Raw genomic sequence first — 25,948 nt, 5'->3', positions numbered from 1 at the left:
TTACCCCTTTTTACCGACTATAAATAAATAAAAACCTTCTTTTTCCCGTATACAGAACTCGTCTAATAGACGATATTCCATATGTCTCCGCAGCTGTTTCTTTACAAAGCCGCCCTCATTGGAATATAAAATCATATGACCACCATTTTTCAGGAATTTTCCTGCACAATCAAAGAACTGACTGTAAAAGGCATCCTGTTCTTCTCTTGTTTTCTTCCCTCTCAATGGCATATTGGAAATGATTTCATCAAAAAGGTATTTATGTGTAAAATCAAAAAAATCACGATTAATATAATTAATCTGCCTTCCTGCCGCTTTGGCATTCTCTCTTGCCTTTATCACAGCCTCTCCAAAAATATCCAGTCCGTACATATCTCCCGCCGGCACCAGAAGGTCACGTTCTATTAACATGGTACCAACTCCGCAGCACGGATCCAATACCTGTGCACCCTTTTTCAGATAAGGTTCTGCCAGCTTCATAAATAATGCTGCATTTGCCGGATGAATGGATGCTGCAACTGCTTCCTTCCGGTAAGAAAATCTCCGCATTGGAATCGTAAATAATTTACAGGATGGATATAATGTGCCATCCGTATTCTTCGTAAGCCGCAATTCTATTTCATAGCCATCTACCGTATTTAACAGCTGATGTCCGGTTAAATCTTCTAATGTTGCTGCCGCTTTCCGGATAAAGCTGCCTTTTTCTTCCGGTGCAATGCCCCTTACTTCCATGCGGAAGCGAAATGGTGGATTGCCCTCATGCAGCCTGTTTAATAACTCCATAAGATTTGATTTTGCATATGCCTCTGCTACCACTTCCGGTTCTGCAGCAATCCGGTGTCCCCCGGACAACAGCAACAGCATCTCCCGGAAAGTACGAATCTTTATCACATCCCTAAGATGTGTTGTCTTTACTTTTACACCTGCCGGAACCAGCACCGGACGATCTTTTTTTATCTGTTCTGCCGTAATCTCACGATATGCAGGATTGGTTGTCAGAAGCACTTCTACCTCTTCTTCATATCCAGTAAAACGATGCTTCTTATTCTGGTTCAGCCCACCTAACAATTTATCCAGAGCATGCAGTTCTTCCGTTCTGTGCTTCTTTTCGCTTTCTGCCGGAACTTCTGCTAACAATTCCTTGTAACGCTTCCCGAATGCGTCCTGATAAATCTCTATATCAAGTCCATTCATTGCAGTAAGATAAGAACTTTTCACAAAGCGTGTATTCTCCCTCTGGTATGCCTCAAACAGTGCTTTTGCCGCCCCTGATTCATTTGTCTCACCCAGAATAAGTGCTGCATTTTTCCGGATTTTAGCATCTTCGGAACTCAAAAAAGCATACAAAACCGGATGCGTTGCATGGTATTCTTTCCATTCCTTCAATGCATCCTGATTTTTTATGCTTTTCTTTAATTCTATCAGATTTTCACGTATATTCGTCTCTTCGGTCAGTGCCTTACAAATCTCTTCTAACATGTTTTTCCTTCTTACAACCAGTGGACTTTTCGTCTCTCCACTATCAATGATTTAATATTACTTGAAATCAGAAGATTTGGCAAGACTTACTCCTTGTCATTTTTTAGATTTTCCGGGGCAACTCCATTCTTTTCTATATAATCTGCCACATCTACCTTAAACTGCTTCCAGGCATCCTCGTGTTCCACATAATATTTCGGACAGTTTTTTCCGGTTACGTCATAATGACGGATGACATCATCCATGGTCAGATCATATCTGCCACAAAGCCATGCCACCAGATGCACTAATGTCTGGTAGGTGGCATCGTTGAATCTTCCGGTATCGTCCGGGATACAGCATTCGATGGAAATAGTATCACTGTTCCTGTCATTGGATGCATAGGAAATCTCTTTGCATGGGATGCATTGAATCAGTTCACCATCCAGTCCGATGACAAAATGACTGCTGGCATGTGTTTCATGGCTGTCCTTTAAGCCTTCAAAATAATCACGGTTCTGCTGCGCTGTGGTTCCCGGATTTGCAGTATAATGCACCACAATGCCATTTACCTGATCAATTGCAAGTCCCGGTCTGGAATAATCATTTATCGTAAGAAGCTGCACATCATAATCCGGCGGATTTTCTACCACTTTGGTAACGGCTGCCGGCACATCTGCTGCTGCCAAATGTTTTCCCCTTATCCAGCGGAGCAATTTCCCACCTAATACAAATATGAAAATTACTACAAGAACAATTCCTAAAAGCAGCAGCATTCTCTGAATCCGCACCTGCTGCTGTCTTCTTCTGCGCCGGTATTCTGCTGCTGTATGTGGTTTCTCATATGTATATTTTTTTCTTCCTGTTTTTCTCTTTCCTCTTCCGGTCTGTCTCATTTATTTTTATCTGCTCCTATATGCGTTATCTGTTATTTCATTCCTTATCATCATACACCAAATGTTCCTTACATTTTATTAACAAAAACTTAATTTTCTTTTATGGTAATTTTACACAATTTTTTCACATCTTTTTTGTTGACATTTACCAAAGGTAAGTATATAATACTAAATGAACAAAGAGGTTTGTTCAGATAATAAATTGCATAAGGAGGGATTTGTATGTTCTTAGAGCAGGATGCAGTGCTGGGTCTTTCCAGGTTCGTAGCAAAATACGAAGCATATGTAAGAGAGATGAAAGCACAGAAGAAAGAACCTGTTACCATGTTAGCTTATCTGGTAGAAATGGTTCAGTAGACCAGTTGACCAAACGGCGCTTCATAGCCGCCGCTTTCCGTCACTGGTCTTTTTTTTTGTTCTTTTTTTCTCACTCTTTTGGAAATAACAAAACACAAATGGAATGCTGATGATTGCAGTCAGCCCATCTGACAATGCCTGCGCAATCTCCACTCCCGCCAGTCCGATCCATTCCGGTAGAAGGAAAATCAACGGAAGAAATACAATTCCCTGACGGCACGCTGATAGAAATGCCGCCTTCCCCTGCTGCCCGATTCCCTGAAACAGCATATTACTTAAAATTCCTATCGGAATCAGCGGAAGAATCAGGCACTGGCTTCGAAAAGTAAAAATGCCGATTTGTGCTGCCATATCCTCTTTTAAAAAGAAGTTCATGGTCATCGGTGCGAAAAGGAATCCTGCCAGACCGATTCCTGCCGCCGCTATGGTGCTGCTCCATAAAGTAAAAATAAATGCCTGCTTTAACTTTTTTTTATTTTCAGCTCCAAACTGATACCCTGCCACCGGCTGAAAACCCTGACCATATCCGATAAAAAGGCTGAAAAATACCATAAATAACCGTCCGTCTACAGACATTGCTGCTACTGCCGCATCTCCATATCCTACCGCCTGCCGGTTTAACAATACAGCTGCCACGCTGGCAAATCCCTGCCTGCAAAGCGACGGCAGACCATTTTTTATAATGCTACCATAGTCCTTTATTTTAAAAAAATTTTTACTTTGTTTCTTTCCATTCAGTTTCATTCTGCCATGCCAGAAACAGCCTCCCAGTACCATTGCTGCCACTACCTGTCCGATAAATGCCGCTAATGCGGCTCCTTTTACTCCAAGATTTAAGACAAACAGAAACACCGGTGTCAGTATAATATCAAGAATTCCACCGGTTACCATTCCTGCCATGGATGCTTTCGCCCTGCCTTGTGCCCGAAGAAGCGTACCAAGTACCAGTGTCTCTATGGTAAAGGGTGCCGACAGCAATACAAAGAGGGCATATTCCCTTGCATATGGAAGCAGCTCTGTTGTTGCACCGGAAAGTTTCAGCAAAGGTGTCAAAAAAATCAGACCTGCCACCAGACTTATAAGTCCAAGCAGCAGCCCTGACATAATTGCCGAATTTGCAATCTGCTCTGCCTGCTCTTTTTCTTTCTTTCCAAGGAGCCTTGAAACAAGGCTTCCCGCTCCCATGCCAACAGTATAGCCCACTGCCTGTATCCATGCCACCAGCGCAAACGTAATTCCGACCGCTCCAGTTGCCCTGCTGCCAAGTCTTGTTACAAAGAAGGTATCCACGATACTGTAAGCAGAAATTACCAGCATACTAAGTACCGTAGGTGCCGCCAGTGACAAAATCACACGATGCACCGGTTCTGTTTCCATCCTCTGTTCCAGGCTCTTATTCTCCATGAGTGCCCTCACTGTCTGATGGAACATATTTATATCCGACTCCGTGCACCGTTATGATATAACGCGGCCGTCTGGGATTCTTTTCAATTTTCTTCCGGATACTCTTAATATAGGAATCTATGGTTCTGTCATAGCCATCAAAGGCATCCTCTAACGCATAAGTAATCAACTGGTTTCTGCTATATACCCGGTGGGGAGATTTCACCATGGTATATAAAATTTTATATTCATTAGGTGTCAGATGAATCTTTTTCCTGCCTCTTCTGATACAATGATTGTCTACTTCTAAGATGCAGGCTGTTCCAATTTCAATCTGACTTCCTGCCCGCCTGTCTTCTTCGTATACAATGCGGTAGCCCTCTTCTAAAAGCTGCTGGCAGAGTTCCTGGGGCATCCTTCCTTCTGACTCCTGAATGATAATGGTTCCCTTTGTTCCCATATATCTTCTATCCTTCCTGCTACAATCTTTTCTACTAATTTATAATCTTTTCTATTGTAGTCAGTATCTCCACGGATAAAAATTTTTATTCTCCTTATACAATTCTTCGGATAGAAAGAATCGTCCGGTAGCCTGCATTTGATACTTTAATTCCGGTCTTTGCTGAACTTGCATGCACAATCTGTCCGTTTCCGATATAGATTCCGATATGACCGGAATACCAGATTAAATCTCCCGGCTGTGCCTCTGCCAAAGATGCCACTGCGCTTCCGCAGGCTCCCTGCTCACCGGAGGTTCTTGGCAGATTAATTCCAAAATTCCTATATACACTCTGCACGAAGCCGGAACAATCCGCCCCATTTGTAAGACTGGTTCCACCATATACATATGGATTTCCTACAAACTGCAATCCATAATCTGCAATCTGCCTGCCTAAACCGGCATCAGATACAGACGCCCCTGTTCCGCTGTTTCCGGATGCAGCATTTCCAGATGTTGAAGCTTTAGATGTTGCATTCCCTGCTGTTGTATGATTGGTGCTCTGCTTCGCTGCTGCCTTCTTTTGTGCTGCTGCCTGCTGCTCTGCCGCTTTTCTTCTGGCTTCTGCTTCCTGTGCTGCTCTTCTTGCGGCTTCTTCTCTTGCTAACCGTTCTGCTTCTTCCTGAATGGATTCTGCATGGGGATATTCCGTATAGGTTTCTACATAATCTGCTGCTACATAGCCCTCCCCTTCCTCTGCATCAACCTTTAACCAGCCATCCAGTGTCTCTGTTACCGTTAGTATATCGCCTCCCGGTACCAGTCCTAATACGGCAGCATCTGTGGATGCTTCCGTACGCACTTTTAAAGTTGTTGTAGTTACCCGGGCAAGCTGTGTGCCAATTTCTTCCGCAAGTGCTCTTGCTTCTTCTCCCACACAGACATATTCTGCACTGACAAAGCCGCTGACTGAACCGGAAGTAATATAATACCAGCCCTCTTCTGCTGCCTCTATCACACCTACCGTATTACGGTAAAGTTTTCCAAGCACTTCTCCTTCTATAGACGGTTCTTTTCGAATATTCACATAGTTCGGTGCGATTGCAACCGCAAGTTCCGGCTGGTCTGCTGCCGGCATTTCCTCTTCTGCATTTCCAAGTGAAAGTTCTGCCACATCATTTATTTCTGCTTCGCCTGCTGCTTCACCTTCTGCCAGTTCACCAGCTCCTGTCTGTATCTGCTGCAGTGCATACTGCTCAGATAAAATGCGCTGCTCATTCAGTGCCCGGATTACGCCTGCACCGGATGCAGCTGGTGTCTCCATGGCATTGACATTGGTCCATAATGAAGTTGTGGTTGTCAGGATTGCGGCTGCAAGCCATAATTTTTTTACTGTTTTGTATTTCATATCTGTCTCCTTACCTATGTAATCATCAGGTATTGCAGAAGAGATATTCTATTTATTTTTACAAAGTAAGAAATAGCCGGGCAGCCCGGCAAGTACTAAGGCTGTATCATAACTGCAAGGGGCACTAAGAATTTCGGATTGTATTCTTTTTATCCGGCAAGCGGTGCAAATTCACATCCATGTTCATCTGCGTCTCGCCGGTACTTCCATGTACCGGCGTTGCCTGTTCCCATACGAAATTCCAAGTGCCCCTAACAGCCATGAAAATGCCTCCGCACTTTGCCGGACTGTCTGGCTATTGTTCATTTTCTAAAATAAATTCAAATAATTTTCTCTTCTCGCAATTTCCTATGTAATCATTCGCAAGTTGTTACGAACTTGTTACATCTTATTACATAGATATGGAGATAGTGTGGAGATGGAAGGATTACCTTCGTCAAATACAAATTAGTCAAGTACGATTGACTAAATCATACTTGACTAATTTTCATCACACGGAAATACAATTCCGGCATCCGCTCTTGCCCGGGTCAGTATCCGGCTGACCGCAAGGCTGTGGTCGAGCATTTCGTAGCAGGTTTCAGTGTCCTTTGATGCTATCTCATTTACAAAGGAAACAAACTCTGCATACATCCGGTGTGCATCTCCATTTCCATCATAGGATACCTCTCTTCCATCCCGGTAATGGATGGTCACTGCGCCGCAGACATTACACGGGCTGTTCTGGGCAATGTAGCCTTCACTTCCTTCAATGCGATATTCCGGCTGTCCCTGGCAGTCCTTTGCGCCTATTGCAACTGCCTGAAAGCCGGGATAAGATAAAATTGCAACACCGCTGGTGTCAATTCCTTTTTCCATGTTCGCGGTATAATGCACAGACTGCGGTTCTCCAAAGAAGCCTTCTAAATACTGGATATTATATAAGTTTAAATCCATCAAAGCTCCACCTGCCTGCTTTGCATCAAAAACAGGAATGTTTTCTCCATTCTGGAAACGGTCATATTTTCTGGAATATTGGCTGAAATTGCAGACTGCCATTTTAATTTTGCCAATCGTCGGTAACTGCTCTTTGATAAACTGATAGTTCGACTGATACCGTGTGGTAATAGCTTCAAATAAAAATACTCCCTGCTTCTTTGCAAGGGCACAAAGCTCCTCTGCCTGTCTTTCATTGGCTGTCATGGGTTTTTCTACAATAACATGTTTTCCACGAAGAACTGCTTCTTTTGCCATTTCAAAATGTAAAAGATTTGGCACAGCAATATAGACGGTATCAATTTCCGAATCCAGAAGTTTTTCATAATCACTTACTGCAAGCTTCATCTGATACTGTTCTTTTAGTTTTTCTGCTTTTGCTTCACTGCGCTTTGTTCCACAAATTCCATAGCAGGAAAGCCCTTTTACCTGTTTTAATACCGGAAGCACTTCTTCTACGATAGTTCCTGTTCCTACGATTCCAAGCTTCATTTCTTTTCTTCCTTTCCACGGATATACGGGTCTCTGTAATAAGATATGACAAGCTGTATACACATCAGGCACCAGATAACCGGCTCACAGATAATTACACCAAAATATTTCAAGATTGGGATAAACAATAGAACAAATGCAATTTTTCCTACCAGCTCTATCATGCTTGAAACCAGTGGCACTACCTTTTTGCCAAGTCCCTGTAACACATTTCGAAGTACCATAAGAATTCCAAGCACCGAATAAAACGGTGTATTCCAGCGGATATATCTGGCACCATTTTCAAGAACTACACTTTCGGATGAGCCGGAGAGCAATGCAATCAGGGAAGGTGCGGCAAATGCAACAATAACGGTAATAAATACTGCCCAGCCAACAGACAGTATCATGGCATACCGCACTACCTTAAGGATACGGTCGCGCTGGTCTGCTCCCCGGTTCTGGGATACAAAGGTTGCTGTTGCCATTGCCAGTGGCATTAATGGCAACGAACAAAAACTGTTTAATTTTCGTGCTGCTGTATGTCCCGCAATAATCAGATAACCCAGCTGATTGATGGCATATTGCAGGATTACTGTTCCTGTAGATACAATGGCTAACATAAAGCCCATGGAAAGCCCCTGGCCTGTCAGTTCCCGGTAAAGTGGTCCATCTACTTTAAAATGCTCCCGTGCCGGTATTAAAAGCTTACATTTTTTCATAATATAAAGGGCACATAATACTGCAGAAATTCCCTGTGCTACCACCGTTGCTACTGCTGCACCACGGATTCCCATCTGAAACTGTGTAATAAAAAGAACATCCAGTACAATATTGATAGCGGACGAAATAATCAAAAATGCCAGCGGCATAAAACTGTTTCCAATTGCACGAAGCAATCCGGACAACAGATTATATGCAAACATTACTCCAACACAGATTGTTACAATATAAATATAAGAATAGGATTCCTCAATGATTTCTGATGGTGTATGTAACAAAACCAGAAGCGGACGAAGTCCAATCTGTGCAATCAGCATTACACCAACCGTCACCGCTGCTCCAATTACCAAAGAGCCTGCAACTGCACGCTTTAACAAGTCTTTATCTCCTACACCAAAGCTTCTTGCCACTACCATGCTAAGTCCATTTCCAAAACCCAGTGCAAATCCTACCAGCAGTTCATAAACCGCTGCACATGCACCGATTGCTGCCAGCGATTCATCACACAGAAAATGGCCTACTATCATGGTATCTGCCGCATTATAGAGCTGCTGAAATAAATTGGAAATAATAAGTGGAATTGCAAATAAAATCAAAGATTTTAAAATATTACCCTCTAATAAATCTGTTTTTGTATGCATCCTTTTAACCTCATCCTTTTCATATCCTTATTTCAACTCCTGCAATACATCATCATATACCTTCTGAAAAGGAAGTCCTCTCTCTCTGCATACCTCCCGGATGGATTCATACTCCGGAGTAATACGCACTTCTCCTTCACCCTCACATATTTTAACCGCCACCTCACCATAGGAGGTCTGCCGCTTTTCTGTCCTTCTTGGCAGAATCGTCCGCACCATTTCTACATAGCGGATTCCAATGGTTGTTGTCTCACGAAATATAATTGCTTCTAATTTTTCCCGGTCTTCTTTCCTGCAGATTACTGTCAACTGATATGCCGGGCGGTTTTTCTTCATATAGACCGGTATATAATGGACATCTCTTGCGCCATTTTCCAGTAAAAGCTCCATGGCATAGCCCAGTGCTTCCCCGGTACAGTCATCGATATTACATTCCAGTTTTAAAATAGAATCACTTTCATAGACCGGTTCTTCTGTTTCCAGCAACAATGCCCGGAGCAGTCCCGGCCGCTTATAGTCCCGCTTTCCGGCGCCCAGTCCGTTTCCCACAATCCGGTAACATTCCGGCAGCTCTCCTGACGTACAGATAGCCGCTGCAATTGCAGCCCCTGTCGGAGTCACATATTCTCCCGGTTCACCGATTTTTCCAAGCAGGATTCCATATTCCATCACTATGTTAGTCACTGCCGGAACCGGAACCGGCAGGATTCCATGCTGACAGCGCACCGTTCCTTCCCCTTCCCACAGGGCAGGAATAATGACCTCATCTACTCCAAGATTATCAACACAAACTGCCGCTGCAATAATATCTACGATTGAATCCAAGGCTCCCACTTCATGAAAATGTACTTCTTCCACCGGAACACCATGGGCTTTTGCTTCTGCTTCTGCTAAAATCCTAAATATTTTCTTAGCAAGTGCCCTGGCACTCTCTATCATATTCGTACCATCGATTATGGAATAAATTTCCGCCAGACCGCGGTGTTCGTGATGATGATGTTCCCCATGGGTATGGGATTCTTCCGAATGGAAATGCCCTCCATGTGCGTGCGATTCTTCCTTCCCATATAAATACTTCATATCATGATCATGATTCTCATGGGCGGCATCTAGGATGACCTTAAAATCACATGCCGACAGGGCCGTCTTTTGTACTCTGCTGATTGCAATCCCAAAGCCGGATACCGGAATGCTCCTTAAAACAGTTTCTAAGACTTCTCTGTCTGCTCCTGCATCCAGTAAAGCTGCCACTACCATATCACCACTGATTCCGGTATGGCAGTCCAGATATAAACTACGCTTCTTCATCATGCACCCCCAGTCTGTTTATCTGTGTTGCAAGACAGCCTGCACCATAACCATTATCAATATTTACCACTGCGACACCGTTCGCACAGGAATTAATCATGGTAAGCAATGCAGAAATGCCTCCCATATTCGCTCCATAGCCTACGGAGGTTGGTACACCGATTACCGGTCTGCTTACCAGTCCGCCTAAAACGCTTGCCAGTGCTCCTTCCATGCCAGCCACTGCAACAACACAGTTGGCTTTCTGGATTACCTCAAGCCGTGAAAGGAGACGGTGAATTCCACTGACTCCCACATCATAAATACGTTCCACATTGGCTCCGAAAAACTCTGCCGTCTGCGCAGCCTCTTCTGCCACTGCAATATCTGCCGTTCCAGCCGTACATACCGCTATCAGTCCACTGCGTTTTTTATCCTTTTTTTCAATTTTTAATATACGAGAAACAGGGTCATAGGTAACCTGCGGTAATTCCTTGTGCAACAGCTCATACTGTGCCAAAGACGCCCTGGTTCCCATGACCTCGCCTTCATCCTTGTATATTCTCTGAAAGATTTCAAGAAGAAACTCATCCCGTTTTCCCTGACAGAATACCACTTCTGCAAAACCGGAACGCACTTTCCGATGGCTGTCTATCTTTGCATAGCCCATCTCTTCAAATGGTTCCCTTTTAAAAAACTGCTCCGCTTCTTCTACGGTCATCTTTCCGCTTTTCACCTGTTCTAATACTTCATGCGCTTCCATTCTGACATCCTTCCAATCTTTTCCCCCTGCCGGACTTTCGTCTCGACTCCTTTATTGGAATTATACACAATATCTGCGTCCAGTTCTACCCTGTCTTTTTCCAGACACAAAATTACCGTAGAACCGCCAAATTCAAATTTACCTTTTTCTTCTCCACGGTGCACCGGGCAGTTTTCTTTCTCATTACAGATTCTGCCTACCATAAGTGCGCCCACTTCCATCATTAAAATATTTCCAAAATGCTGACTTTTCAGCACAGAAAATTCTCTGGTATTTTCCTTATAAATCGGATATATTTCTCCCGCCAGCGGATTTACCGTATGAAAAACACCCGGAATCCTATAGATGTACCCCATTCTGCCATCATCCACAAAGCTGTAATGATGATAATCATCTACCGTCAGGCGGAAAATGCAAAGGGTTCCGCCCTCATAATGACGGGCGATTTTCCTGCTACGGAAAAGACTCTCCATGGTATATTCCGTATCCTTGACGCAGACTTTTCCCTCTGCTGTAATGGGATATATACTGAGCCTGCTATCGCAGGGTGCACAGAAATTCTCCTTAACACGGTCAAATTTCCGGTGTCCCGGCTTGATTTTTCTGGTAAAAAAATCATTATAGGAACGGTATTCCCGTTCCTCATAATCTGTCATATCTATATGATTCTTTTTTATAAATGGTGCAATTGCAGCCTTTGATACCGACTGGTTCAAAAGGAATCCACCTACTTTGGAAACAAAAGGTTTCACCAGAATTCCAAGTAAAATTCTTCCGGCAGCAGTCTCATACAATGCCTTTAACACTCTGCCCTGTGCTGCATTCTCACCAATTTCATTTCCCTTCCGGTCTACACAACGCATCTTCGTTTCCTCCTCATTTTTCCTCATCACAGGAAATGTTACACAATTTCTACCTCATCAGACGGTCTAAAATGGAATTCTCCAGTCCTGGAAAGCACAGTGAAATATGATATTTTGAGAATAAGAAGATTGCAACTACTGCACATGCCACAAGGATAACCAAAACTGCAAGAAATGCATTAGATGGCTTTCTCAATTTAAAATCTACAATGAATAATGTGCCAACTACTGCCAAAACAAAGAGTAGTAACACACTGAATTCACGCTCTGCAATTACAAAGTTCAGCATAAATGCCAGTGGCAGTACGATTGCCATCGTTGTAATCGGCAGTCCGTGATAATATTTATTGGCACCCTCTTCTACTCTCTGGCGGTTGGTTTCCAACACATTGAAGAATCCAAGACGAATCACGGAGCAGACACAATAATATGCCAGAACAATGGTTCCAAGAATACCTCTTACACCAAGCACATAACAGATTACTGCCGGGAACGCACCAAAGCAGACTACATCGCAAAGGGAATCAATCTGAACGCCAAATAATTTTTCATCATCAGTACGGTTCTTTTTGGTTCTTGCAATCTTTCCATCAAACATATCAAATAATCCGGATAATGCCAGACAGATAATTGCTGTTCTGTAATGTCCTCCAATTGCCTGAGTAATTCCAAAAACAGAACACATCAGACTAATATATGTAAGTACTACTGTATAATCATAAAAACCTATCATTTTTCCCTCTACCTTTCTTCCCTCTTCTGTTTATGCGGTCTTCCTATCGTAAAATGTGCTACGACTGTCATAACTGCGCTTAAAATTAATTCTGTGTAATAACTGAGTCCCCTGCTTACCACCATCGCCGGCAATGTCAGTGTGCCGCAGATTGGTGCAAAAATAGATAAAAACAGTGATTCACTGATTCCCATTCCTCCCGGTAACGGAAGCATATCCACCGCAACGGAAATCATTCCCTGTAATACAACAATGGTTACCATCCCTGTTCCATTGATTCCGAAGGAACGGCAGGTCAGATATGTTACAAAAAAGAGTAACAGTCTTTGTACTACGGTAATCAGAAATACATTGGTTACGACCAATTTATGGGTACGGAAATATCCTGCCACATCCTGATACTGCTTCATGGCATTTGCCATTTTTTCCCGGTAATATTCAGTACGCTTCATCAGATGAATTTTGCCAAGTCCTCTTATGATGGCATCCATCATATTAGCTGCCAGTGTCGGATGGAAAACCAGAAACATCATAAATGCCACACAAAAGACATTTAATAAAAGTCCCAGATAACACCATCCCAGCACAGGTTCAAGATAATGCATAATCTGTGCCGGACGAATGATTACAACCAATGTGCCGAGTACCACAAGTACCAGCTTATAGGTAACGGTTACAATCATTAAAACCAGTGTCGATACCGGTATGGACAGCTTATCCTTTTTCATATAATAAATCTGTGCCGGCTGTCCTCCGGTTGCCGATGGTGTAATACAGCTGAAAAAGAATCCAACAAAGGAATACAGGAAACAATGCATAAGTTTTATCTTCTGCCGGATGCTTCGCATCATATAATATATGATAACAGATTCACTGCAGATAAAGAATACCACGCAGACCACCGCAACAAGCCAGTACCGGTAATCCGTATTCCGGATATAGCCGAACAATTCACCTAAATCCTGTCCATGAAAGATTGCATATATGGTAATTGCAAATACGGTAATAAGAAAAACTGCATTTAGTATTCCTTTTTTCTTACTCATCATAATGCTTCACCCCGAATATCTTTCTTCCGATTTTATCAAAAACTTTCATTACCGGACGGTACATTCCGGTATGCTTTGATACAAACCAGCAGAATTCTGCCAGAAAAATGCCTGCTACCAGGTCAATCATGTAATGCTGTTTGGTAAACTGGGTGGATGCACAAATTAATGCTGCCATCACAAAAGAACATCCTTTGTACCAGCCCGGTATCTTACGGCTCTTTCTTACCCCGATGAAGCAGAACCAGCTTACCAGACAATGGATGGATGGAAAGAGATTCGTCGGTGCATCCGATGCATAGATAAAACGCACCAGCCAGCTGCAGAAATCATGCCCTGTCACTTCCGGTCTGATATTCGTGGTTGGAAGCAATATAAAGAAGATACAGCAGATTACTCTTGACAACATATCCGCTGTTGCAAAACGGAAAAATGTTTCCTTATCTTCTCTCGATACCAGAATATAATTTATTAAACTGAACGCAAAAAATAAAACATACAGAATAATCCACTCTTTTACAAAAGGAATACTCCTGTCCAGATTGCTGGTCAGGTCATAATGCTTTGCATTTGCCATCAGCCTCTGGGTGCCCCAATAAATAATGGTATTAAAAATGGCACACCATGCCAATGGCAGTGGTCCGTATGATGGTATCCATTTTGCTATGTATTTTTGATAAAATTTTCCCAACTTTGTCTCTTCACACATAATTTTCTAACTTTCTATTTTTTCCGACTTAATAATCATATTCGATTTTCCTTTAAATCACAAGCAGATATTCCCGGTGTTTATTAATATTTCCTTAATTTTGTTTTATTTTAAGCAGCTTTTTTCAGATTCTCTCTTTTCAGATAATATCCACCATACGAAGCCCTTTCGGATAATGATTCTTCATGATTCCACCTGCCAGCTTGCCCCAACCGATGCTGTAGCCATCTACGCAGATTAAATACCAGCCCTTTTCTCCTCCCCATGAAAAAGTCTGTCCCATCAGATACTGTCTGATTTCCTGACTGTCAGAAGAAAGCATGGCAACATGAAATGCCTCTTGTGGCTGCATGGCAAGTGCCAGTGCATGGGATGGTTCAAAACGGTTCTTTTTTAAGGTGCCAAGATGCAGTCCCGGCCGTAATACCTTCAGCCCCTTTAAAGCAGGAAATCCTTCCGGCATCAGATAGAGCTGCTCTCCAAATTTAAGCAATGCTCCCTGAGGTTTTTCTTTTAAACTCTCTTTTACAAAAGAAAGATATTCCGGGCAGTCTTTTTCCTTTATGCCCTTTTCCGTCAGTCCAAAGCCGCCATAACCTTCGCCTGCTTTCGTTATCACTGCTGCAAAATGTCCTTCGCCTTCGATTTTATGCGGAAACAGTCGGATGCAGCCTTCTTTGTCATGAATGAAGCCTTCACTGTCAATTCCTTCTGCAATCTGGCAGTCCGGATGACGTTCTAAGAAACGGTGCACGCTCCCTTCATCCTCTTCCGGTGCAAAGGTGCAGGTGGAATATACCATCCTGCCGCCGGGTCTTAACATCTCATACGCACAGTCTAAGATACCGTCCTGCCGGTCGGCACACAGCTTCACATTGTCAAGGCTCCACTCATTTCCGGCCTCTTCATTCTTCCGGAACATGCCTTCCCCGGAACATGGTGCATCCACCATGATTTTATCAAAGCAGCCTGGAAAACGCTCTGACAGATGCTCCGGTGTCTCATTTAATACCAGTGCGTTTTTGATTCCCATCCGCTCTATATTTTCAGATAAAATCTTCGCTCTCGCCGGATGAATCTCATTACAGATTAAGATTCCTTCCCCTTTCATAGCTGCCGCAATCTGGGTGCTCTTTCCACCGGGAGCTGCACAGAGGTCTAAGATGATATCCCCCGGCTGTGCCTTAAGACATTCTGCCGGTACCATTGCCGACGGCTCCTGAATATAATACACACCAGCATTGTGATAAGGATGTTTTCCCGGCCGAATCTCTTTTCCATAATAAAAACCGGTCTCACACCATGGAACCGGTTTTAGCTTCCAATCTGTCTGTTGTAAAAATTCTGATACACTGGTTTTCCCTGTATTAATCCGGAACGACTGCTGCCGCTCCTGCCCTAAGCTTTCAAAAAATGCAGGATACTCTGCCCCTAACATTTCCTTCATTCTCTCTAAAAACTCTGCCGGGAAACTATTATTTTCCTGTTCTGAATGCATCCGTATTTCTCCCTTCATCCACTTGCAGTAATCCGTAGAGTAACGGTTTTAACTGGAATTCTTCGCACATGGCATTCACTTCTTTTAAAAGCTTCTGCTTATGCTCCTTTGAAATCTTTGCCTTTCTCGCCCGGATCAGAAGATTCTTTGGCGTATGGGACAAATCCACAAATTCTAAGACCTGGCTCTTGTATCCGCAGCACTCTAAGAGGTTGGCACGGATTGCATCCGTTGTCAGTGCTGCAAAACGCTCTTTGATAATGCCATAACGGGTCATCAGATGCAGCTTTTCGCTCTCCATCTGCTCATTTAATTCATGCTGGCAGCATGGCACGGAGAAAATCATTTCCGCATCCCAGCTGATAGCATTGTATAAGGCAAAATCCGTTGCGGTATCGCAGGCATGCAAAGATACTACAATATCCACCGGAAACGGTGCTTTGTAGCCATTGATATCTCCCAGTTCAAAATGCAGGGTGTCATATCCGTATTTTTTTGCTGCCTGATTACATTTTTCTATGACATCTTTCTTTAAATCCAGTCCTACAATCTCTACCGGAATCTTGCGCACTTCCGTAAAGTAGTAGTACATAATAAAAGTAAGATAGGACTTACCGCAGCCGAAATCAATGATATGAAGCTTCTCCTTTTTGCAGTCCTTCACATAATCATCGATGATTTCAACAAAACGGTTAATCTGCTTAAACTTATCATACATGGTGCGGACGATTTTGCCCTCTGCAGTAAAAATTCCCATATCCACCAACGGCGGAATGACCTTACCTTCTTCTAAAAGATAATTTTTCTTCCGGTTATGGGTTGCAGTCTCATTTACTGCATTCTGCAGCTTTTTCTTTTTATAAGACGGCACTCCTTTTTTGGATACCAGAAGAATATGCTCTGCTTCTATATCAAATCCATTGAGCTGGCGAAAATGATTCTGCATCAGTTCTTCCAATGCTGTCTCTAATTCTTCTACAGATAGATTCTCATGAAATACCTGCTTGTCCGTATATTTTTCCATCTGGAAAAAGGCTTCCTTTTCTGTACGATAATTTTACGATACTCTTCCTGCTTTGTGGCAGGCTTACTGATAATCAGCTTCCTGCAGCTTTCTGCGATTGCTTCTATATACTCTCTCATTTCCATTATGCTTCTCTTAACTTTGCAATAATCTCATCTGCGATTGTCTCTGCACTCCTGCCGTCTGTTGCCACCGCAAGGTCTGCAACACTTTCATAACGGCTGCGGCGTTTCTCCATCAGTTCACGGATGTACTCCACATTCATATGGCCATTTAAAATCGGGCGGTCCTTGCTGTAGCGGACTCTCTCATAAATGGTTTCCGGTGTAGCAGATAACAGAACGATTCTGCCATTTTCTTTCATAAAAGATACATTTTCTTCCCGCAGCACTGCACCGCCACCGCAGGATACGATGACACCGTCTTTTTCTGAAATATCTTTTACAAGCTGTGTCTCCAAATCTCTGAAATGTGTTTCACCATACTGTGCAAAAATGTCAGAGATAGCCATTTTCTGCTGCTCTGCAATCATTTCATCCATTTCGCAAAGAGGAACATTTAATTTCTCTTTTAATACTTTTGCTATGGTGCTTTTCCCGGCTCCCATAAATCCAATCAGAAAAATATTCTCTGCCATTTTCTAATTCCTTTCCATATGTATGATTCCAAATATCGATTGAAATTCTTCTCTATTATTTTTACTGTCTATTGCTATTCTGATGTATGATTTCCAATATCCGCCGCAGTTCTTCTGCATCTATCTGTCCCGGTGCGCTGCTCTTTCCGGCTGCACCAAAGGTAACTGCCGAGCCAAAGATTTCTCCGCAAAGACGGCTGATTAAGCCCTCTCCTGCCATAGACATAGTAATAACAGGTGTCTTCCCTGTTTCCTTCCAGCTTTCCGTTACCGTAAGCAGTGTTAAAACATCCTTGCTGCTTTGTGGCATAACGGCAATCTTTGGAATATCTGCGCCAAGTGCTTCCATTTTCTGAAGTCTGGCAAGGAGTTCTTCTGCTGCCGGTGTTTTTTCAAAATCATGATTGGATGCAATGACTTTTACATTATTGCTATGTGCTGCCTCTACTACTGCCTTTACAACAGCATCCCCGGAAAATAATTCCACATCCACGCAGTCCACAAAGCCGGATGCAATTGCTGCTTCATTTAAGCTTTGATATGCGCCGTCGCTTAAGGCAGCTTCTCCGCCTTCCCTGCTGCTTCGGAAGGTAAATAAAACTGGAAGTTCTCCCAAACATTTACGAAGCTTTTCTAACAGTGCTACTACTTTTTTACTGTCTGCAACTTCTTCATACCAGTCCACACGAAATTCCACCAGATCCGGTTTTGCAGCCTTCGCCCGCTCTGCGCCCTCTAATATTTCTTTTTCCGTCTTTCCTACAACCGGAACACAAATCTTTGGCATTCCGCTTCCGATTTCCAATGTCCTGATTCTGACTACCGTCTGCTCCATTTCTTACTCCTTATCCTACTGGAAAAACTTCTCTTTTACTTCCCGTACCGGCATCTCTTCTCCGGTGTACAGGTGGAATGCAGCAACACCCTGCCACAGTAACATTCCTTTTCCATTGAGGCAGGTGCAACCTGCTTCTTTTGCTTCCCGGAGTAATCTTGTCTCTTCCGGATTATAAACGGCATCTGCAACCACCAGTCCCGGACGGAATGCGGATGTATCTTTCACAACGCTTTCTTTTTCCATCGGTTTCATTCCAACAATGGTTGCATTGGCAAAAATGTCAGAGCTTTGAATCTCTTCTGTCATCTTTGCAGTGTCTGCAATGTCATACACATTTACCACAATGCCCGGCACTTCTTTTCTAATCTTCTCTGCTGTTTCCAGTGTTCTTTCAAAGAAGTCATCTTTGATATTGAAAATGCTGATTTCTCTTGCCCCGTCCAGCGCACACTGTACCTGAATGGCAGTGGCTGCTCCGCCGCCTCCTGCTACTGTGATTTTCTTTCCTTTTATCTCAATTCCATGGTCTCTTAAATTGCCTACAAATCCTTCACCGTCTGTCATATGTCCGATTAATTTTCCATCTTCATTTACTATGGTATTGACTGCTCCGATAATCCGGGCTGCCGGTGAAAGCTCATCCATATATTTTGCAGCTTCTGTCTTACATGGCATCGTTACATTGCAGCCACGCATGTGGAAAAGGCGCATGGCATCCACGGCTGCCTTTACTTCTTCTACTTTTATATCGAATGCTACGTATGCATAATCTAATCCTAATTTTTCAAAGCTATAGTTATACATTGCCGGGGAGCCTGAGTGTCCTACCGGGGAACCGATCAATGCCAATAATCCTGTATGTCCTGTTATTCTTCCTTTTCCTTCCATATCCTTTCTCCTTCTGCTAAAAATGATTCTGTTCGGGTGATTAGAAAAGACTGAACAAAAATAAATCTATCGTTGCCGTCATTGGCGGTGTTCCTTTTGTAACAGGAAATGCCATCGTTCTAAGACACTGCATTTTGCTTTTGTGATTTAGCCGGTCTTTCCAATGTTTGACAAGATATCTGTGCTGTGCGCCGGAATGCGGATGCATGAAGCAGGCTGTTAGGGGCACTTAGAATTTCGTCGGCAAACCGGCAACACTGGCACAGGGATGTGCCAGTGAGGCGCATCTTAAGCATGGATGTGAATATGCGCCGGTTGCCGGACGAATTCGTAACTTTATCGAAATTCTTAGTGCCCCTTGCAGGCTTGCTGTGGCATCCGCCTCCGGCGGACAGTGCAGATATCCCGTCAAAGCAGGCGGAAAGACAGTCTCCTACAAGCAAAATGCGTATCTAAGAACGATAGGACATTTCCTGTTCATCAAAAGAAAACATCCCCCAATGGCAGCAACAATACCATTTATCTGATTTTATCTTTTCTAATCACCCGAGTGAAACTCTTTTTCTATCATAGCTTTTTTTCCATGCCATGGCAATATTTATCAGAAAATATTCTGTCCATTCCGGTAATTATCCCACATGGCGCTGTTCGCCCGTTTTACTTCCTGTTCAAACTCCCGGGCAGATATCAGCTTGCAGTCCTGGCCGCGGATAATCATCTGCTCTAAGCCATCGGAGGTTGCAACTGTTACATCATAATGATTGTGATGTTCGTGGGCAAAGCGTTCAATGTACTGGTCTGCCGTTTCTGCTTCCTTCGTAAAGACAATATGGATATTGTGATAGTCCAACTGTTCTGTCTTATGTCCGGTCAGGCGGTATGCATCAAACACCACAATGACTTCGCCACCAAAGATGCCCTGATAGTTGCAGAGAATGTCCTGCAATTTGCCTCTGGCTCCATCCAGATTCACTTCTGCCAGTTCATGTAAATCCTTCCATGCATAAATTACATTGTAGCCATCCACCAGTAGATAGCGTTCCAGTTTTTCCGGCTTGTGGTAAGTACGGACGGTTGGTGCATTGTTTTCTGCTTTGCGTTTTCGCACGACACCGTTTTTGCGTTTTCCTTCCTGTCGGTTGGCATAGAAGGTCTTTTCTAAAATAACATCGATTTCATCGGTATCTACCCAGTCCTCTACTACGCCGGGACGGTGGACTTTTATCCGTTCTTCTTTTGTGCCGCCATCTTCTTCTAAAACAGATGGCATATGCATGTGCTCTTTTACTTCATACCACGGCACCAGATATCCCGCTCCGTGGGCACAGAATACAGAATCTGATGTATTATATAAATCTGCCTCCGGCTGATAACCGATAGCTTCTACCACCTCATCCTGATTCTGGCACACCTCGTAGCCCTGCAATGTGCAGAAGAATTTGCCACGCCCTTTGGCATAGGTATTTAATTCCTTCTGATAATCCGAAAGCTTCGATACCGGGCCGCTTCCGGTGAGCAGTGCCATTCCATTTTCTATCTGCGGAGCGTCCATTCTGCTGTTACGCTGCTCCATATCATGCATTGCACGACCCAGACATTCTTCCGGTATTTCCAGACAAAATGCATAATAAGGCTCAAGCAGTACAGAATCTGCTTCCATCAGTCCCTGCCTTATAGCACGGTAAGTTGCCTGCCTGAAATCGCCGCCTTCGGTATGCTTTGGATGTGCCCGGCCGGACACTACGGTAATCTTCATATCAGTAATGGCAGAACCGGTTAATACGCCCTTATGTTCCCGCTCTGCAAGATGGGTCAGTATCAGCCGCTGCCAGTTTTTATCTAAAATATCTTCACTGCAGTCTGTCTGAAAACACAGTCCGCTTCCGCGCTCCCCCGGCTCTAACAGAAGATGCACTTCCGCATAATGGCGCAGTGGTTCAAAATGTCCGACTCCTTCTACAGTATTGCGGATGGTTTCTTTATAAATAATCTTCTCTTCTCCAAATTCCGCCACAACTCCGTAACGTTCTTTGATTAATTTCTGCAGGATTTCAAGCTGCACTTCACCCATCAGCTTTACGATAATCTCTCCGGTTTCTTCCCTGTATACAATATGCAGTTCCGGATTTTCTTCCTCTAACTGCTTTAATTTTGGCAGCATAACCGCCACCGGAACTTCCTTCGGCAAAACCAGTTTTACACTGCGTACCGGCTCTAAGACCGGAAGTATGGACTCTTCTTCAATGCCAAGTCCTTCTCCCGGATAAGTCTTTGTCAGTCCGGTAACAGCACAGACTGTACCTGCTGCCGCCTCGGATACTGCCTCATATTTTTCTCCGGAATAAATACGGATCTGATTGACCTTTTCCGCCCACTCTTCTTCTCCGGCTTTGCCATTAAGCATGTCCTTTACACGAAGAGTTCCTCCGGTCACTTTAAGATAAGTCAGCCGGTTTCCCTGTTCTTCTCTTGCAATCTTAAAGATTTTAGCACCAAATTTATCCGGATACTGCGGTATCCTGCCATATTCGTAAAGTCCGTCTAACAGTTCTTCCACACCCTGCACCTTTAATGCAGAGCCAAAATAGCAGGGGAAAAGTTCCCGCTTTGCAATCATTTGTGAAAGGTCATTGGATGCAAGACTTCCTTCCGATAAGAATTTCTCCATGGCTGCTTCTTCGCACATAGCCGCCTCTTCATAGAAGCCTTCGTTCTGCTCCTGTGTAAAGTCAATGCAGTTGCTGTCCAAATGCTCCTTAATTTCCCATAAAAGAGCCTCTTTATCCGCTCCCAGCTGATCCATTTTATTGATAAATAAGAATACCGGAACCTGATAAAGTTTTAACAGACGCCACAGCGTTCTGGTATGTCCCTGCACACCATCGGCTCCGCTGATGACCAGCACTGCATAATCAAGCACTTTAAGGGTCCGCTCCATCTCCGCAGAAAAGTCCACATGCCCCGGTGTATCCAATAAAGTGATTGCCATATCTTTCCAGGAAAATTCTGCCTGCTTTGAGAAAATCGTAATTCCACGCTCCCGCTCCATGGCATTATTGTCAAGATATGCATCCTTATTATCCACTCTTCCCAGATGGCGTATGCTTCCGCTTGTATACAACATACTTTCCGATAATGTTGTCTTTCCTGCATCTACATGTGCAAGAATTCCGATTACCAGCTTCTTCATGTTTAAAGGTATCCTTTCTGACATTTTTTTACGCTGTACAACTAGTCCCGGTTCAGCTCGGCTAAAAGCTCTGCCCGCTTGCTTCCAATCAGCAGCTCCTGATTATACTGTAAATAGCGGTCGCAGTTGTGCTCGGCTAAGAATCTTGCGGATTCTGCCACGGTAGCAAGATCTGTTACAAATACCACCATTTCCTGGCCGCCCTCAAATGCCTGCTCCATAAAATCAAACGCATGCTCTAAGGCTGCTGCGGTCTTTTCTTCGATTGTTTCTAATGTCTTTCTCTGGATATCAAAGGCTGCCTTTTTTTCCTCAAAAACTTCTTTCTTTGCCCCTTCGGAATTACGGTACTCTTTCAAGGCTGCAAAGTCGCGGTCTGTCTTAGCCTTTTCTTTTCCATAGCTTCGGAACAGATTCTGTAATCCGTCCAACAAAAGATTGACCACGCTGAGTCTTTCATCAAAAGCTGCATCATAAATCCGGGCAAATACTTCCGGCCGAATCTTTCCTTCCAATATTAACGGAATTCCATAGTCATCCTTATATTTCTGGTATAAATCAAAATATGCTGCCGCATCCTCTGCCACATCCTTATGGTGTAAAAATTCTCCTACAACGGTTTCATCTACCGGAAGCCCCATTTCTTCATAGGTCTGCATCAAAATGCTTAAGTCCTCCCAGCCTCTTGCTGTGACAAACTGCAAGCCGTCTACATCTGCTTCCACCCGGTAGAAATTCTTTGGACGAAGCTCAAGATAGCTTAAAATTGCACCATGGATATGTCTTGATCTGGCATAAGCTTTCCAAACACCAAGGTCTGCCTCTACCTGCATACAGCGGACACGGTCCAAGGTTACCATATCAAATTCCCGCACCGATTTATTGTATTCCGGCGGATTGCCTGCTGCAACAATAATCCAGCCCTCCGGCACTGCCTGATTACCAAAGGTCTTGCACTGCAAAAACTGTAACATGGTCGGTGCCAGTGTCTCTGACACACAGTTAATCTCATCAATGAAAAGGATTCCTTCCGGACAGCCTTCCTCGATTTTCCGGTATACGCTGGCAATAATCTCACTCATGGTATATTCCGTTATGGAATACTCTTTGCCTGCAAATTCCATTTCTTTGATAAAAGGAAGTCCCACTGCACTCTGTCTGGTATGATGGGTAATCGTATATGCTACCAGTCCGATTTTGCACTCCTCTGCAATCTGCTCCATAATCTGGGTCTTGCCGATTCCCGGCGGTCCCATTAATAAGACCGGTCTCTGACGAATCAGAGGAATCTTATATCTGCCCTCATCATCCTTTTTCAAATATGCTGTTACGGTATGTTTGATTTCTTCCTTTGCCTGTTTGATATTCATCTGTTTTCTTCCAATCTATATTATTTCTCTCATGCATTCTGTTCCAGCTCTTCCGGCTCCAGCTGCAGCCGCATTGCCCATGGTGGTACTGCCGTCTCATCATAGGCTCCCAAGAATAAAAATGCGGTCTTATATTCCGGCTTCTTTACCGGATAAATGCCCTTGCCATCGGTAAAGTACAAGAGTCCATCCAGATGCCGGATGCTTCCTTCTTTGATTAGTTGGTTTACATAAGTAAACGCCGGACGAAAATCCGTATTACCGCCGCCCACTACCTGAAAGCTTTTTAGCAGCCGCTCCATTTCTTCCTGACTGCTGATTACCTCATCCATTTCCACTTTATCATCGCACTGGATAATCCGGATTCTGCATCTTCGAAAGAAGCTGTTCTGCTGGGATAAAATGCCAAATGTCTCATTTAAAAAGCCTTTGATTAAACTGCCGCTGGTGGAATAACTGGTGTCTACCACCACTACAAATTCCCGGATTTTCTTTACTTCCCGGCTCTCCACCGGTTCTATCAGGGGCATATTCTTATAAAGCCGCAGCCCATAGGTATAATAATTCAAATCATACTCATCGGGATTGCATTTTAATTCTTCCTGTAGTATGGAAAATTTCTGTAAAAATTCCTTATAACTCCGGCGGCTTTTCGCAGCACTGATCTGTGTCATCAGAAGTTCTTCTCCCTTTTCCGGCTCATCTCCATGCCGCTTCTTTGCCATACTGGTCTGCCTTGCTATCTTATTCCATTTATTTCTGGCCGCAGATGCCGCGCCATTGCCGGTTTCCTCTTTCCAGAAACGGTGGTCATCCGTATAAAATTCATGATTTAAGGTAAGAAGCTCTTCCATGGATTTTCCCCGCAGCCAGCGGTATACCACTGCTGCAGAAATCCGCCCTTCACCCTTCAATGCTTCATAGGTCTGCTGCCGCAGAAAGCTTAATGCACGCCTGGTACAGGGCTTGTCCATGCCGTCAATGGTCTGCTCCACTACAATATCGCAGGCAAGATTCCAAAGCTTCGTATCTCTGTTTCCTTTTAAAAATAAGTGTGAAAAAATACAGTGCAATATCGTGTGCAGGTACGCCCGGTTCATAAATGCCGGATTATTCCGGAATACGCGTATTACCTGTCCTGCTGAGAAAAAGAGACTCTCTCCGTCCGTAGCCATTGTCTCTAAGCCTTCCATTGCCTGAGGCTTCAATGCAGAAAGTGCCACATCAAGATATCGCAAATCCAGATAGATTTCACTTCTTGCATGCTGCAAGATTTTTACAGACATATCATTTTCCCATTCGGTCTGGGTCTTAATATGCGCCATCTTCTGCTCCTTTCTGTCACTGCATATTTTCTTAATTTTCTGCTGTTTTTACCACTCAATATCATAACAGGAAGAAGCTGCTTCTTCCTTATAATATTTCTGCTGCCAGCTGCTTAAGCTGACACTGCCTTCTGCCCAGCCGGCTTCTGCTGCCTGCTCGATTAATACAGTGATTCCACTCCGCTCCATCACCTGAAGCCGGCATATCAGCTCTAATAATGCTAAATCTTTTTTCTGAATCAAAACATCGCATACCTCACTGGCATGTTCTTCTAAATAAGAAAGATAACGTTCACGGGCTTCTTCCTTTAATTCCGCCGGATATGCCAGTCTGCAAAGTGCCATTCTGGCTGCAGTCCACATCTTCTCCTCAATGCAGATCCGCTCAAATATCATATCGTATGCGGCGGCATCTACCATCCGCTCGTGAAAACACTGTCTTGCCCGGAAACCTTCCCCCGCAATATTCAGTGCAAATATATGTGCCGGTCCGATTTCTTCATAGGAATCGTAATATTCCGGATAGAAAAATAAGGCTTCCTTAAATTCCACTTCCAAATCAGCCCGAACCTGATTTAAGATAAGCTGTGCGCCACTGGCTTCTTCCATGGAAGAACGAAGCACCAGCCGCTTTAAGCTCCGGCAGTTCATAAAGGCATCGCTTCCTAATTCTTTTAAGAAACGCCCCAAGGTAAGTGTTCGTAATTTGCGGCAATTATAAAATGCCAGATTCCCGATTTGTTCCACGGAATCCGGCAAAGAAATTTCTTCGATATCATTTCCGCATAATGCCTTCATAAAACTGTCCACTTCGCCGATGGTAACGGCATCTGCCGGAACATGTTTGCTTTCCGAAAAACAATATGCGCCTATTCTCTTTACTGTGAATCCATCTATCTGATCTGGAATTACAACAACCGGTGTCGTCCCATATACACGCTCTATGCTTATGGAATGTTCATCCAGCGGCTGTATCTCATAGCTGTATGCTGTGTTCATCTTACGCTCCAGTTTCCTCATCTT

Annotated in this window: 25 protein-coding genes; 1 reads left to right on the top strand and 24 read right to left on the bottom strand. The window is 43.7% G+C overall.

Annotated features, from left to right (window positions below):
* A complete protein-coding gene (locus DWW33_RS11425; protein ID WP_118057209.1) occupies window positions 1-1,479 on the bottom strand; it encodes a methyltransferase in 1,479 nt (492 codons plus the stop codon).
* An 86-nt stretch (window positions 1,480-1,565) separates the two neighbouring features.
* Window positions 1,566-2,354 carry a peptidoglycan recognition protein family protein gene (locus tag DWW33_RS11420; protein ID WP_117947436.1) on the bottom strand — a complete coding sequence of 263 codons (789 nt, stop codon included), beginning with the start codon at window positions 2,352-2,354 and terminating at the stop codon, window positions 1,566-1,568.
* 222 nt (window positions 2,355-2,576) lie between these two features.
* Here DWW33_RS11420 and DWW33_RS16155 point away from each other — a divergent pair, with 222 nt between their 5' ends.
* Window positions 2,577-2,711, top strand: a complete 135-nt coding sequence (locus DWW33_RS16155; protein WP_022244007.1) for a hypothetical protein — start codon at window positions 2,577-2,579, stop codon at window positions 2,709-2,711.
* 21 nt (window positions 2,712-2,732) lie between these two features.
* On the opposite strand, the gene DWW33_RS11415 is transcribed toward DWW33_RS16155, so the two are convergent.
* The 22 genes from DWW33_RS11415 to DWW33_RS11320 form a co-directional block, all read right to left on the bottom strand.
* Window positions 2,733-4,115, bottom strand: a complete 1,383-nt coding sequence (locus tag DWW33_RS11415) for an MATE family efflux transporter (RefSeq protein WP_158577490.1) — start codon at window positions 4,113-4,115, stop codon at window positions 2,733-2,735.
* Window positions 4,105-4,554, bottom strand: coding sequence for a winged helix-turn-helix domain-containing protein (locus tag DWW33_RS11410; protein ID WP_117842012.1), 450 nt, complete (start codon window positions 4,552-4,554; stop codon window positions 4,105-4,107). The genes DWW33_RS11415 and DWW33_RS11410 overlap by 11 nt, the downstream gene beginning before the upstream one ends.
* A 94-nt stretch (window positions 4,555-4,648) precedes the next feature.
* Window positions 4,649-5,941, bottom strand: coding sequence for a C40 family peptidase (locus DWW33_RS11405; RefSeq protein WP_118639563.1), 1,293 nt, complete (start codon window positions 5,939-5,941; stop codon window positions 4,649-4,651).
* A gap of 124 nt (window positions 5,942-6,065) precedes the next feature.
* Window positions 6,066-6,203: a hypothetical protein gene (locus DWW33_RS15715; RefSeq protein ID WP_158577489.1), complete on the bottom strand. Its 138-nt coding sequence runs from the start codon at window positions 6,201-6,203 to the stop codon at window positions 6,066-6,068.
* 218 nt (window positions 6,204-6,421) lie between these two features.
* A complete protein-coding gene (locus DWW33_RS11400; RefSeq protein ID WP_118639562.1) occupies window positions 6,422-7,408 on the bottom strand; it encodes a Gfo/Idh/MocA family protein in 987 nt (328 codons plus the stop codon).
* Complete coding sequence (locus tag DWW33_RS11395; RefSeq protein WP_118639561.1) at window positions 7,405-8,751, bottom strand: MATE family efflux transporter; 1,347 nt, start codon at window positions 8,749-8,751, stop codon at window positions 7,405-7,407. Before DWW33_RS11395 ends, DWW33_RS11400 begins: the two co-directional genes overlap by 4 nt.
* 27 nt (window positions 8,752-8,778) lie before the next feature.
* A complete protein-coding gene (gene larC, locus DWW33_RS11390; protein WP_118639560.1) occupies window positions 8,779-10,059 on the bottom strand; it encodes a nickel pincer cofactor biosynthesis protein LarC in 1,281 nt (426 codons plus the stop codon).
* Window positions 10,046-10,801 carry a nickel pincer cofactor biosynthesis protein LarB gene (gene larB / locus DWW33_RS11385; RefSeq protein WP_117698045.1) on the bottom strand — a complete coding sequence of 252 codons (756 nt, stop codon included), beginning with the start codon at window positions 10,799-10,801 and terminating at the stop codon, window positions 10,046-10,048. Before larB ends, larC begins: the two co-directional genes overlap by 14 nt.
* Entirely contained in the window at window positions 10,780-11,664 is an 885-nt protein-coding gene (locus DWW33_RS11380; RefSeq protein WP_118639584.1) for a phosphatidylserine decarboxylase, read from the bottom strand. The genes larB and DWW33_RS11380 overlap by 22 nt, the downstream gene beginning before the upstream one ends.
* Window positions 11,665-11,713: 49 nt before the next feature.
* The gene (locus tag DWW33_RS11375; protein WP_118639559.1) at window positions 11,714-12,397 is read right to left on the bottom strand and encodes a CDP-alcohol phosphatidyltransferase family protein; all 684 of its coding nucleotides are present in this window, start codon (window positions 12,395-12,397) and stop codon (window positions 11,714-11,716) included.
* 8 nt (window positions 12,398-12,405) lie between these two features.
* Window positions 12,406-13,446, bottom strand: a complete 1,041-nt coding sequence (locus DWW33_RS11370; protein WP_118639558.1) for a lysylphosphatidylglycerol synthase transmembrane domain-containing protein — start codon at window positions 13,444-13,446, stop codon at window positions 12,406-12,408.
* On the bottom strand, window positions 13,436-14,137 hold the full coding sequence (locus tag DWW33_RS11365) for a phosphatase PAP2 family protein (protein WP_158561831.1): 702 nt from the start codon (window positions 14,135-14,137) through the stop codon (window positions 13,436-13,438). The genes DWW33_RS11370 and DWW33_RS11365 overlap by 11 nt, the downstream gene beginning before the upstream one ends.
* Window positions 14,138-14,294: 157 nt before the next feature.
* Complete coding sequence (locus DWW33_RS11360; protein WP_118639557.1) at window positions 14,295-15,653, bottom strand: RsmF rRNA methyltransferase first C-terminal domain-containing protein; 1,359 nt, start codon at window positions 15,651-15,653, stop codon at window positions 14,295-14,297.
* Window positions 15,631-16,677, bottom strand: coding sequence for a class I SAM-dependent methyltransferase (locus tag DWW33_RS11355; protein WP_330419826.1), 1,047 nt, complete (start codon window positions 16,675-16,677; stop codon window positions 15,631-15,633). The genes DWW33_RS11360 and DWW33_RS11355 overlap by 23 nt, the downstream gene beginning before the upstream one ends.
* Window positions 16,629-16,802 (bottom strand): hypothetical protein, encoded by a 174-nt coding sequence (locus DWW33_RS16235; RefSeq protein WP_330419825.1) that lies wholly within the window; start codon window positions 16,800-16,802, stop codon window positions 16,629-16,631. The genes DWW33_RS11355 and DWW33_RS16235 overlap by 49 nt, the downstream gene beginning before the upstream one ends.
* Window positions 16,802-17,314: a shikimate kinase gene (locus DWW33_RS11350; RefSeq protein WP_022243993.1), complete on the bottom strand. Its 513-nt coding sequence runs from the start codon at window positions 17,312-17,314 to the stop codon at window positions 16,802-16,804. The genes DWW33_RS16235 and DWW33_RS11350 overlap by 1 nt, the downstream gene beginning before the upstream one ends.
* 61 nt (window positions 17,315-17,375) lie before the next feature.
* Window positions 17,376-18,149, bottom strand: a complete 774-nt coding sequence (aroD, locus tag DWW33_RS11345) for a type I 3-dehydroquinate dehydratase (RefSeq protein ID WP_118173257.1) — start codon at window positions 18,147-18,149, stop codon at window positions 17,376-17,378.
* A 15-nt stretch (window positions 18,150-18,164) separates the two neighbouring features.
* Window positions 18,165-19,040, bottom strand: coding sequence for a shikimate dehydrogenase (gene aroE, locus DWW33_RS11340; RefSeq protein ID WP_118639556.1), 876 nt, complete (start codon window positions 19,038-19,040; stop codon window positions 18,165-18,167).
* A gap of 601 nt (window positions 19,041-19,641) precedes the next feature.
* Window positions 19,642-22,230: a translation factor GTPase family protein gene (locus DWW33_RS11335; protein ID WP_118639555.1), complete on the bottom strand. Its 2,589-nt coding sequence runs from the start codon at window positions 22,228-22,230 to the stop codon at window positions 19,642-19,644.
* 41 nt (window positions 22,231-22,271) lie between these two features.
* A complete protein-coding gene (locus DWW33_RS11330; RefSeq protein ID WP_118087599.1) occupies window positions 22,272-23,600 on the bottom strand; it encodes an AAA family ATPase in 1,329 nt (442 codons plus the stop codon).
* A 29-nt stretch (window positions 23,601-23,629) separates the two neighbouring features.
* The gene (locus tag DWW33_RS11325; RefSeq protein ID WP_022243988.1) at window positions 23,630-24,925 is read right to left on the bottom strand and encodes a vWA domain-containing protein; all 1,296 of its coding nucleotides are present in this window, start codon (window positions 24,923-24,925) and stop codon (window positions 23,630-23,632) included.
* 48 nt (window positions 24,926-24,973) lie between these two features.
* On the bottom strand, window positions 24,974-25,924 hold the full coding sequence (locus DWW33_RS11320) for a leucine-rich repeat domain-containing protein (RefSeq protein WP_158577488.1): 951 nt from the start codon (window positions 25,922-25,924) through the stop codon (window positions 24,974-24,976).
* Between the last annotated feature and the right edge of the window lie 24 nt (window positions 25,925-25,948).

The organism is Roseburia sp. AF15-21, assembly GCF_003479505.1.
GTDB lineage: Bacteria > Bacillota > Clostridia > Lachnospirales > Lachnospiraceae > Roseburia_C > Roseburia_C amylophila.
This window is presented reverse-complemented; position numbering and strand designations above follow the sequence as displayed.

Excerpts from the sequence above, each read along its gene's own strand:
- aroD (WP_118173257.1), bottom strand. The coding sequence starts at position 18,149 with ATGGAGCAGACGGTAGTCAGAATCAGGACATTGGAAATCGGAAGCGGA.
- DWW33_RS11375 (WP_118639559.1), bottom strand. The coding sequence starts at position 12,397 with ATGATAGGTTTTTATGATTATACAGTAGTACTTACATATATTAGTCTG.
- larB (WP_117698045.1), bottom strand. The coding sequence starts at position 10,801 with ATGGAAGCGCATGAAGTATTAGAACAGGTGAAAAGCGGAAAGATGACC.
- DWW33_RS16155 (WP_022244007.1), top strand. The coding sequence starts at position 2,577 with ATGTTCTTAGAGCAGGATGCAGTGCTGGGTCTTTCCAGGTTCGTAGCA.
- DWW33_RS11355 (WP_330419826.1), bottom strand. The coding sequence starts at position 16,677 with ATGGAAAAATATACGGACAAGCAGGTATTTCATGAGAATCTATCTGTA.
- DWW33_RS11415 (WP_158577490.1), bottom strand. The coding sequence starts at position 4,115 with ATGGAGAATAAGAGCCTGGAACAGAGGATGGAAACAGAACCGGTGCAT.
- aroE (WP_118639556.1), bottom strand. The coding sequence starts at position 19,040 with ATGGAAGGAAAAGGAAGAATAACAGGACATACAGGATTATTGGCATTG.
- DWW33_RS11335 (WP_118639555.1), bottom strand. The coding sequence starts at position 22,230 with ATGAAGAAGCTGGTAATCGGAATTCTTGCACATGTAGATGCAGGAAAG.
- DWW33_RS11325 (WP_022243988.1), bottom strand. The coding sequence starts at position 24,925 with ATGGCGCATATTAAGACCCAGACCGAATGGGAAAATGATATGTCTGTA.
- DWW33_RS11395 (WP_118639561.1), bottom strand. The coding sequence starts at position 8,751 with ATGCATACAAAAACAGATTTATTAGAGGGTAATATTTTAAAATCTTTG.
- DWW33_RS11405 (WP_118639563.1), bottom strand. The coding sequence starts at position 5,941 with ATGAAATACAAAACAGTAAAAAAATTATGGCTTGCAGCCGCAATCCTG.
- DWW33_RS11425 (WP_118057209.1), bottom strand. The coding sequence starts at position 1,479 with ATGTTAGAAGAGATTTGTAAGGCACTGACCGAAGAGACGAATATACGT.
- DWW33_RS11400 (WP_118639562.1), bottom strand. The coding sequence starts at position 7,408 with ATGAAGCTTGGAATCGTAGGAACAGGAACTATCGTAGAAGAAGTGCTT.
- DWW33_RS11370 (WP_118639558.1), bottom strand. The coding sequence starts at position 13,446 with ATGATGAGTAAGAAAAAAGGAATACTAAATGCAGTTTTTCTTATTACC.
- DWW33_RS11320 (WP_158577488.1), bottom strand. The coding sequence starts at position 25,924 with ATGAACACAGCATACAGCTATGAGATACAGCCGCTGGATGAACATTCC.
- DWW33_RS15715 (WP_158577489.1), bottom strand. The coding sequence starts at position 6,203 with ATGGCTGTTAGGGGCACTTGGAATTTCGTATGGGAACAGGCAACGCCG.
- DWW33_RS11350 (WP_022243993.1), bottom strand. The coding sequence starts at position 17,314 with ATGGCAGAGAATATTTTTCTGATTGGATTTATGGGAGCCGGGAAAAGC.
- DWW33_RS11330 (WP_118087599.1), bottom strand. The coding sequence starts at position 23,600 with ATGAATATCAAACAGGCAAAGGAAGAAATCAAACATACCGTAACAGCA.
- DWW33_RS16235 (WP_330419825.1), bottom strand. The coding sequence starts at position 16,802 with ATGGAAATGAGAGAGTATATAGAAGCAATCGCAGAAAGCTGCAGGAAG.
- DWW33_RS11410 (WP_117842012.1), bottom strand. The coding sequence starts at position 4,554 with ATGGGAACAAAGGGAACCATTATCATTCAGGAGTCAGAAGGAAGGATG.
- larC (WP_118639560.1), bottom strand. The coding sequence starts at position 10,059 with ATGAAGAAGCGTAGTTTATATCTGGACTGCCATACCGGAATCAGTGGT.
- DWW33_RS11380 (WP_118639584.1), bottom strand. The coding sequence starts at position 11,664 with ATGCGTTGTGTAGACCGGAAGGGAAATGAAATTGGTGAGAATGCAGCA.
- DWW33_RS11420 (WP_117947436.1), bottom strand. The coding sequence starts at position 2,354 with ATGAGACAGACCGGAAGAGGAAAGAGAAAAACAGGAAGAAAAAAATAT.
- DWW33_RS11360 (WP_118639557.1), bottom strand. The coding sequence starts at position 15,653 with ATGCATTCAGAACAGGAAAATAATAGTTTCCCGGCAGAGTTTTTAGAG.